Here is a 7,163-nt window from a genome sequence, read left to right as displayed (position 1 = left end):
CCGAGGTCGGTGCCGCGGTGGTGCGCACGGCGGCGGGCGGGCCCGCCGCGCTGCGTCGTTCGGCACGGTCCGGCCGCGCCGCGGGCGACGAGGGAGCGGTCGTCCCGGCGGACGGCGCCGACCGCACCGCCGGCGCGTCCCCGGCGGTCGGCGCGTCGACCGCGCCCTGGTGCAGCGTGATCAACAGCCCGGCCGCGACGACCGAGGCCGCTGCGCCGGCGACCGCCGCGGTCGGGCCGTGGGCGAGCACGGCGTCCTTGGCGCGGTCGAGGAGCGCGACGACCCCGCCGACCGCCGCGGCCCCACCGGCCGCGCTCGTCGTGCCCACGTACGCCGCGGCCGCGGCGCCGAGGAGGAGCGGGGCCAGCAGGGCCCCGAGGTTCGAGTTCACCTCGGTCAGCTCGAGGTAGATCGCCGCGCACCGGCGGCACTCCTCGAGGTGCTGCTCCACGCGCGCGGAGTCGCGGCGGGACAGGCCGCCGCGGACGTAGGCGCCGAGGTTCGCGCGGGTGCGGGCGCAGGCGTCCTCGTCCACGTCCTGGGCGTGCAGGGACAGGTAGGCCTGGCGCAGGCCCTCGCGCGCCCGGTAGGCCAGCGCGGACACGGAGTTGGGCGACATCCCGAGCAGGGTCGCGACCTCGGCCGGCTTCTGGCCCTCGACCTCGGTGTGCCACAGCACGAGCTGCCAGCGCTCCGGCAGGGCCGCGAAGGCCCGGGCCGCGGTGGCGCTCTCGAAGCCCTCGACGGCGGTGTCGCGGAACGGCACGCCGGGATCGAACGGCGTCAGGTCGGCGGTGGTGTGCAGGCGGGCGCCGGCGCGGATGCGATCGACGTGCAGCCGGCGCACCGCGGTGAGCAGGTAGGCGCGGAACGCCAGGTCCGGGCCGCCCCCTCGCTGGAGGACGACGAGGACCTTCGCGAACGCCTCGGACACCAGGTCGTCGACGTCGCCGGCGGACACCAGCTGGCGGGCCAGCCGGCGGGCGGCGTCCACGTGGCGCGCGAACAGCTCGCCGTACGCGTCGGTGTCACCGGCGCGCACGAGGCTGATCAGCTCGCCGTCGCTCGGCGGGCCGTCGACGGTCGCGAGGTGACTGGCCACGACGTTCCAACGCGCGACTCGCGAAAAGATCACGGAATTTCGTCGGGTTTCGCGTCATGGTTCGTAGGCCACCCCGTTTCATCCGCGGCAGACCAAGCGAGGGGGAGCCGACCGTGGGAATGTTCACGACGCACTGGCGGCGTGTGGCCACGGACGACCCCGAAGCGGAGCGGGACCTGTCCTCGGAGCAGCGAGCGGCCTTGCCGCCAGGCTTCGAGGCAGTGGGGGAGGCTCTTGCTTCGGGGTCGGGCACGGTCGTCGCGTGCGAGGTCCTTGGGGGAGACCTCGCTCGCGACGGTCGGACGCTCGCCGAGTCCCTCGACGCGCTCGCCGACACGACCCGGCAGGTCCTCGGGACCGAGCCGGGCTTCGCCGAGTCCCGCGCGCTGGCCACGGCCTGGAGCGACACGATGCTCGGTTACCTCAACGACCTGTCGTGCGACGACCCGCTGACCGGGCTGTCGACGCGGCACCACCTGCGCAGCCGGATCTCGGAGGTCTACCGCGCCGGCGAGCAGCAGGCCCACGCTCTCGTCGTGGTGGCCGCCCCGCCGTGGCCGGACGACGTGCTCACCCGCGCCCTGCACGACGCGCAGCTGGGCGACACCGTGCGCACCGTCTTCCCGGGCGCCGAGACCATCGGCCACGTCGGCCCGGGCCGGATCGTCGTGCTCGCCGACCGCGACGACCGGATCGGGCGGCGCATCGGCCTGCTCCGGCGACTGCTGGACGGCGGCAGCCTCCCGCGCATCCGGGTCTGGATCGAAGGCCTGCCGTCCGCGGACGAGGCGGCCGGCCTGCTGCTGGACGAGCTCACCCGCGTCTGAGGCCGCCGTCGTCGAGCCCCGCTAGGGTCGGGGCATGTGCGGACGTTACGCCTCCAGCCGGCGTCCCGAGGACCTCGTCGAGGAGTTCGACATCGCCGACGTGCGCATCCCCGCGCCGCTCGAGGCCGACTACAACGTCGCGCCGACCAAGGAGGTCTACGCGGTGGTCGAGCGACCGCCGTCGAAGGAGTCCGAGGAGCCGCCCGAGCGTCAGCTGCGCGTGCTGACCTGGGGCCTGGTGCCCTCGTGGGCGAAGGACCCGTCGATCGGCAACCGGATGATCAACGCGCGCATGGAGACGGTCGCCGAGAAGCCGGCGTACAAGCGGGCCTTCGCGGTGCGCCGCTGCCTGCTGCCGGCCGACGGCTACTTCGAGTGGTACCCGACCACGGAGCAGACCAAGGCGGGGAAGCCCCGCAAGCAGCCGTTCTTCATCCGGCCCAAGGACCACGGGGTGCTCGCCATGGCCGGCCTCTACGAGATCTGGCGCGACCCGACGAAGGACGAGGACGACCCGGACCGGTTCCGCTGGACCTGCACGGTGATCACCACCCAGGCCGAGGACGCGGTCGGCCACATCCACGACCGGATGCCGCTCATGGTGGAGCGGGACCGGTGGTCCGCCTGGCTGGACCCGCGCACCGGCGGTGACACCGGGCTGCTCGTGCCCGCCGCTCCCGGCGCCCTGGAGGCCTACCCGGTGTCCACGCTGGTCAGCAACGTGCGGAACAACGGCCCCGAGCTGCTCGAGCCGCTGCCGCTCGAGGAGGTGCCCGAGTGAGCGAGCGCCGCATCGACACCCCGCACGGCGAGGCCCGCCTGGTCACCGACCGGTCGCGGTCGCCGTTCGCCACGCTGCTGCTCAGCCACGGCGCGGGCGTCGGCATCGACACCCCGGACCTCGAGGCGCTGGCCAAGCACCTGCCCCGCAACGGGATCACCGTGGTCCGCCTGGAGCAGCCGTGGCGGGTGGCCGGCCGCAAGGTCGCCACGGCGCCGCCGACCCTCGACGACGGGCTGACCGCCGCGGCCAACCAGCTGCGCACCCGGACGCCGCTCGTGGTCGGCGGCCGGAGCGCCGGGGCGCGGTCCGCGGCCCGGTGCGCCCGGCGGCTGGGGGCGAGCGGGTGCCTCGCGCTGGCGTTCCCGCTGCACCCGCCGGGCCGGCCCGAGAAGTCGCGGGCGTCCGAGCTCGAGCGCGCCGGCGTCCCGACGCTGGTGATCCAGGGCGAGCGGGACACCATGGGCCGACCCGACGAGTTCCCGTCCGGGATCGACCTCGCCGTCGTACCCGGGGGCGACCACTCCTTCCGGGTCCCGAAGAGCGGGCCCGTGTCGCAGGACGAGGCGCTGGAGATCATCGTCGAGTCCACCCTCGAGTGGGTGCTCCGCGAGGTCTCGGGGAATGAGCGACCCGCCTGAGGCGTTGCCCCCCCATGCTGGCGATGCTCGAACGTCCCGCTCCCGGGCTACTCTGGGAGGCGATGACAGACCCGACTGATGCCACCCCCGAGGTCGTCGACCTCGACACCGAGACCGAGACGGAGCGTTCGGCGCGCTTCGAGCGCGACGCGCTCCCGTTCCTCGATCAGCTCTACTCCGCCGCGATGCGGATGACGCGCAACCCCGCGGACGCGGAAGACCTGGTGCAGGAGACGTTCGCGAAGGCGTACTCCTCCTTCCACCAGTTCCGGCCGGGCACCAACCTCAAGGCCTGGCTGTACCGCATCCTGACCAACACCTTCATCAACAACTACCGCAAGAAGCAGCGCCAGCCGCAGCAGTCGATGTCCGAGGACGTCGAGGACTGGCAGCTGCACCGCGCGGAGTCGCACTCCTCGAGCGGCCTCCGGTCGGCCGAGATGGAGGCGCTGGAGCACCTGCCCGACTCGCAGGTCAAGGACGCTCTCCAGCGGCTCCCGGAGGAGTTCCGCCTCGCGGTGTACCTCGCCGACGTCGAGGGCTTCGCCTACAAGGAGATCGCGGAGATCATGGACACCCCGATCGGCACGGTGATGTCGCGGCTGCACCGCGGCCGCCGTCAGCTGCGCGACATGCTCTCGGACTACGTCCGCGACAACGACCTGCTCACCGTCGGCCGGGACGGAGGTGCGTCGTGACCCACGACCACCGCGACCCCTCGCTCGCCGAGTGTGCCGACTTCCTCGAGCAGATCGTCTACTTCCTGGACAACGAGCTCGACGAGGGCGACTGCTCGGCCGTCCGCGTGCACCTCGACCAGTGCAACCCCTGCCTGGAGAAGTACGACCTCCAGCGCACCGTGAAGGCGATGGTGGCGCGCTCCTGCTCGGAGGCCGCCCCCGACGAGCTGCGCGAGCGGGTGCTGCTCCGGATCCGCCAGGTGCAGGTGGAGATCCGCGAGATCCCCTGAGGCTGCTCCAGACTTCTCGAGGCTCCTTGAGAGCAGTGAACCCCCGGGCCGACGGCTCCGGGGGTTCGCTGTTTCTGGCTTCTCGCGCTCAGGCGTTGGGGCGCTTGCCGTGGTTCGCGCCCTTCTTCTTGCGAGCGCGGCGCTTGCGGCCGGTCTTGCCCATGATTTCCTCCTGATCGGACGTGGTCGGCCCGTTCAGGGGCCAACGCCCAGTCTCTCAAATGCGCGCGCGAGCGCGAAATCGGGTCCACGCAGCGCAATTGAACGACCAGACTGCCTCTACCCGCGGGTAGCCCAGTCTCATCGAGCAATTGCGCCGAACGGGTCCGCCGGCGCCCCCTCTCAGAGCCGCGACAGGAACCGCTCGGCGTCGACGACCACGCGGGTGATCTCCCCGGTGCCAATCAGCCTGCCGCCGCGCGTCCTACCCACGTTCCGGGCGGCGACGGTGAAGCGGTGCAGGCGGCCGTCGACGTACGACGCCGAGGCGGTCACCTCGACCTCCTGGCCGACCCCGCTGGCGGCGAGGTGCTCGAGCTCGACGCGGGTGCCGACGCTCGTCGACCCGGCCGGCAGGGTCGGCTCCAGGGCCGCGCAGGTCGCGGCCTCGCACCAGGCGAGCAGGCGCGGGGTGCCGAGGACCGGCAACGAGCCGGACCCCACCGCGGCCGCCGTGTCGGCGTCGGTGACCGTGAACCGCAGCGTCGCCTCCACGTCAGAGCTCCGCCACGAACGCGACCAGGTCCACGCCCGGCACCGGCGCCCAGTCCCGCTCGGGCGCGCGACGGAAGCCGTGCCGCTCGTAGACGCGGTGCGCGGAGGTCATCTGCGCGAGGCTGGACAGCACCACGGCCCGGAAGCCCAGCGACCGGAACCGGTCCATCACCAGCCCGGTCAGCGCCTCGCCCACGCCCTGCCTGCGGGCGGCGGGGGAGACCGCGAGCATCCGGAACTCGCCCTCGTCGTCCGCGCCGATCTCCCGCCACGGCGACCCGGGCAGCGCGATCGTGACCGTCCCGACGACCTCGCCGGACCGCTCGGCGACCCAGAGCTCGGCCTCGCGGTCCCGCCGCGCTGCGTCGCGCAGCAGCGCCACGTAGTGGTCGTCGGGGCCCTCGGTGAACTCGGCGTACGCCGCCACCGTCACCTCGCCGGCCGCGTCCAGGTCCGCAGGCGTGGCCCGGCGGACCGCCAGCTCAGACACCGAAGCTGTTCCGCGGGTACGTCGCGGCCACGTCGGTGATCACGTTGACCAGGTACGGCACGCCGGAGGCGAAGGCCCGGTCGATCGCCGGCCCGACCTGGCGCGGGTCGGTGACGGTCTCACCGGCGCCGCCGAGGGCGCGGACCACCTCGTCGTACGCCGTGCGCGGCGCGAGGTCGGCGATCACGTCGTACCCGTAGAGCATCTGCATCGGGCCCTTCTCCAGGCCCCAGGCGGAGTTGTTGCCCATCACCATCACGACCGGCAGGTCGTGGCGGACCAGGGTGTCGACGTCCATCAGCGAGAAGCCGGCGGCGCCGTCACCGAGCAGCAGCACGACCTGGGACGACGGGCGCGCGATCCGGGCGGCGATGGCCGCGCCGAGTCCGGCGCCGAGGCAGCCGTACGGTCCCGGGTCCAGCCAGCCGCCGGGCCGCCGCGGCTCGACGAACTTGCCGGCGAAGCTGACGAAGTCGCCACCGTCGCCGATCACGACCGCGTCCTCGGCGAGCCGGGGGACCAGCTCGCCGTAGATGCGCGCCGGGTGGATCGGGTCGGCCTCCGCGCCGAGCAGCGCGGCGTCCCGCTCGACGGCCGCGGCGACGCCGGCGCGGAGGTCGGCGACCCACGCGGACCAGTCGGGCCGGCGGACGACCTGCTCGAGCTCGGCCAGCAAGCCGTCGAAGACCGCGCTGAGGTCGCCCGAGACCGACGCTGCCAGCGCGGCGTGCTCGGACAGCTGGCTGGGCGAGTCGGCGACGTGCACGACCTGGGCGTCGCCGAACACGCCGTACCCGAGCCGGAAGTCCAGCGGGGTGCCGACGACGACCACCAGGTCGGCGCCCTTGAGGGCCTGGCTGCGCGCCTTGGTGACCAGCAGCGGGTGGCCGCCGGGGACGATCCCGCGGCCCATCCCGTTGGTGATCGCCGGGACTCCGGCGCTCTCGACGAACCGCAGCGCGGCCTCCTCGGCGCGGTCGGCCCAGACGTCGGTGCCGATGATCAGCACCGGCCGGCTGGCCCCCGCGAGCAGCTCGGCGACCTCGGTGAGCGCCTCCGGGTCCGGGTCGGCGCCGCGCGGCGCCGCGACGTCGGGCCGCTCGTCGGTGGCGCTGTTGAACAGCTCGTCCATCGGGACGTCGACGAACACCGGGCCGCGGTGCGGGGACGCGGCGGTCAGGAACGCCTGGTGCATGCCGGAGACCACGTCGCCCGCGGTCGGGATGGTGCGGGCGAGCTTCGAGACCGGCGCGAAGATCGGCGGCTGGTCGAGCTCCTGCAGGGCTCCGGTGCCCCAGCGGCTCTGCGGCGCGCGGCCGCCCACGACGACCATCGGCGAGCCCGCGAACTGGGCCTGCGCGACCGCGCTGAGCCCGTTCGTCACGCCGGGACCGGCGGTCAGCACGGCCAGGCCCGGGACCCGGGTCAGCTTGCCGGTCGCCTCTGCCGCGAACGCCGCGGTCTGCTCGTGCCGCACGTCGAGGAGCCGCAGCGGGGTCGCGGACTTCACCGCGCCGTCGTACAGCGGGAAGACGTGCGCGCCGGACAGCGTGAACATGGTCTCGACGCCGTGCGCCTGGGCCACGGCCACCGCGAGCTCGCCCGCGTGGCCGGTCAGTTCCGTGGACATGCGCAGAG

Annotated in this window: 10 protein-coding genes; 5 read left to right on the top strand and 5 right to left on the bottom strand. The window is 73.8% G+C overall.

Going from position 1 to position 7,163, the window contains the following annotated elements; all coding sequences use genetic code 11:
* Positions 1-1,102 (bottom strand): sigma-70 family RNA polymerase sigma factor (locus ABD086_RS02860; protein WP_343905462.1); only part of this gene is annotated, 1,102 nt, incomplete at its 3' end.
* Between the two features lie 221 nt (positions 1,103-1,323).
* On the opposite strand from ABD086_RS02860, the gene ABD086_RS02855 reads away from it, so the two are divergent.
* From ABD086_RS02855 to rsrA, 5 genes are all read left to right on the top strand, one after another.
* A complete protein-coding gene (locus tag ABD086_RS02855) occupies positions 1,324-1,929 on the top strand; it encodes a hypothetical protein (RefSeq protein ID WP_343905460.1) in 606 nt (201 codons plus the stop codon).
* A 34-nt stretch (positions 1,930-1,963) separates the two neighbouring features.
* Positions 1,964-2,710, top strand: a complete 747-nt coding sequence (locus ABD086_RS02850) for an SOS response-associated peptidase (RefSeq protein WP_343905458.1) — start codon at positions 1,964-1,966, stop codon at positions 2,708-2,710.
* Positions 2,707-3,351 carry an alpha/beta hydrolase family protein gene (locus ABD086_RS02845; RefSeq protein WP_343905456.1) on the top strand — a complete coding sequence of 215 codons (645 nt, stop codon included), beginning with the start codon at positions 2,707-2,709 and terminating at the stop codon, positions 3,349-3,351. Before ABD086_RS02850 ends, ABD086_RS02845 begins: the two co-directional genes overlap by 4 nt.
* A 62-nt stretch (positions 3,352-3,413) precedes the next feature.
* The gene (locus ABD086_RS02840; RefSeq protein WP_343905454.1) at positions 3,414-4,049 is read left to right on the top strand and encodes a sigma-70 family RNA polymerase sigma factor; all 636 of its coding nucleotides are present in this window, start codon (positions 3,414-3,416) and stop codon (positions 4,047-4,049) included.
* Positions 4,046-4,321: a mycothiol system anti-sigma-R factor gene (rsrA, locus tag ABD086_RS02835; RefSeq protein ID WP_343905452.1), complete on the top strand. Its 276-nt coding sequence runs from the start codon at positions 4,046-4,048 to the stop codon at positions 4,319-4,321. The genes ABD086_RS02840 and rsrA overlap by 4 nt, the downstream gene beginning before the upstream one ends.
* A gap of 88 nt (positions 4,322-4,409) precedes the next feature.
* Here rsrA and ABD086_RS25280 read toward each other — a convergent pair whose 3' ends face one another.
* The 4 genes from ABD086_RS25280 to ABD086_RS02820 all read right to left on the bottom strand — a co-directional run bounded on the left by ABD086_RS25280 (position 4,410) and on the right by ABD086_RS02820 (position 7,155).
* Positions 4,410-4,484, bottom strand: coding sequence for a 50S ribosomal protein bL37 (locus tag ABD086_RS25280; protein ID WP_369759046.1), 75 nt, complete (start codon positions 4,482-4,484; stop codon positions 4,410-4,412).
* 179 nt (positions 4,485-4,663) lie between these two features.
* On the bottom strand, positions 4,664-5,035 hold the full coding sequence (locus tag ABD086_RS02830) for a thioesterase family protein (protein WP_343905450.1): 372 nt from the start codon (positions 5,033-5,035) through the stop codon (positions 4,664-4,666).
* Position 5,036: 1 nt separating this feature from the next.
* On the bottom strand, positions 5,037-5,525 hold the full coding sequence (locus ABD086_RS02825; RefSeq protein ID WP_343905448.1) for a GNAT family N-acetyltransferase: 489 nt from the start codon (positions 5,523-5,525) through the stop codon (positions 5,037-5,039).
* Positions 5,518-7,155 carry an acetolactate synthase gene (locus ABD086_RS02820; protein ID WP_343905447.1) on the bottom strand — a complete coding sequence of 546 codons (1,638 nt, stop codon included), beginning with the start codon at positions 7,153-7,155 and terminating at the stop codon, positions 5,518-5,520. The genes ABD086_RS02825 and ABD086_RS02820 overlap by 8 nt, the downstream gene beginning before the upstream one ends.
* Between the last annotated feature and the right edge of the window lie 8 nt (positions 7,156-7,163).

It is taken from the genome of Nocardioides aquiterrae (assembly GCF_039526625.1).
Classification (GTDB): domain Bacteria; phylum Actinomycetota; class Actinomycetes; order Propionibacteriales; family Nocardioidaceae; genus Nocardioides; species Nocardioides aquiterrae.
This window is presented reverse-complemented; position numbering and strand designations above follow the sequence as displayed.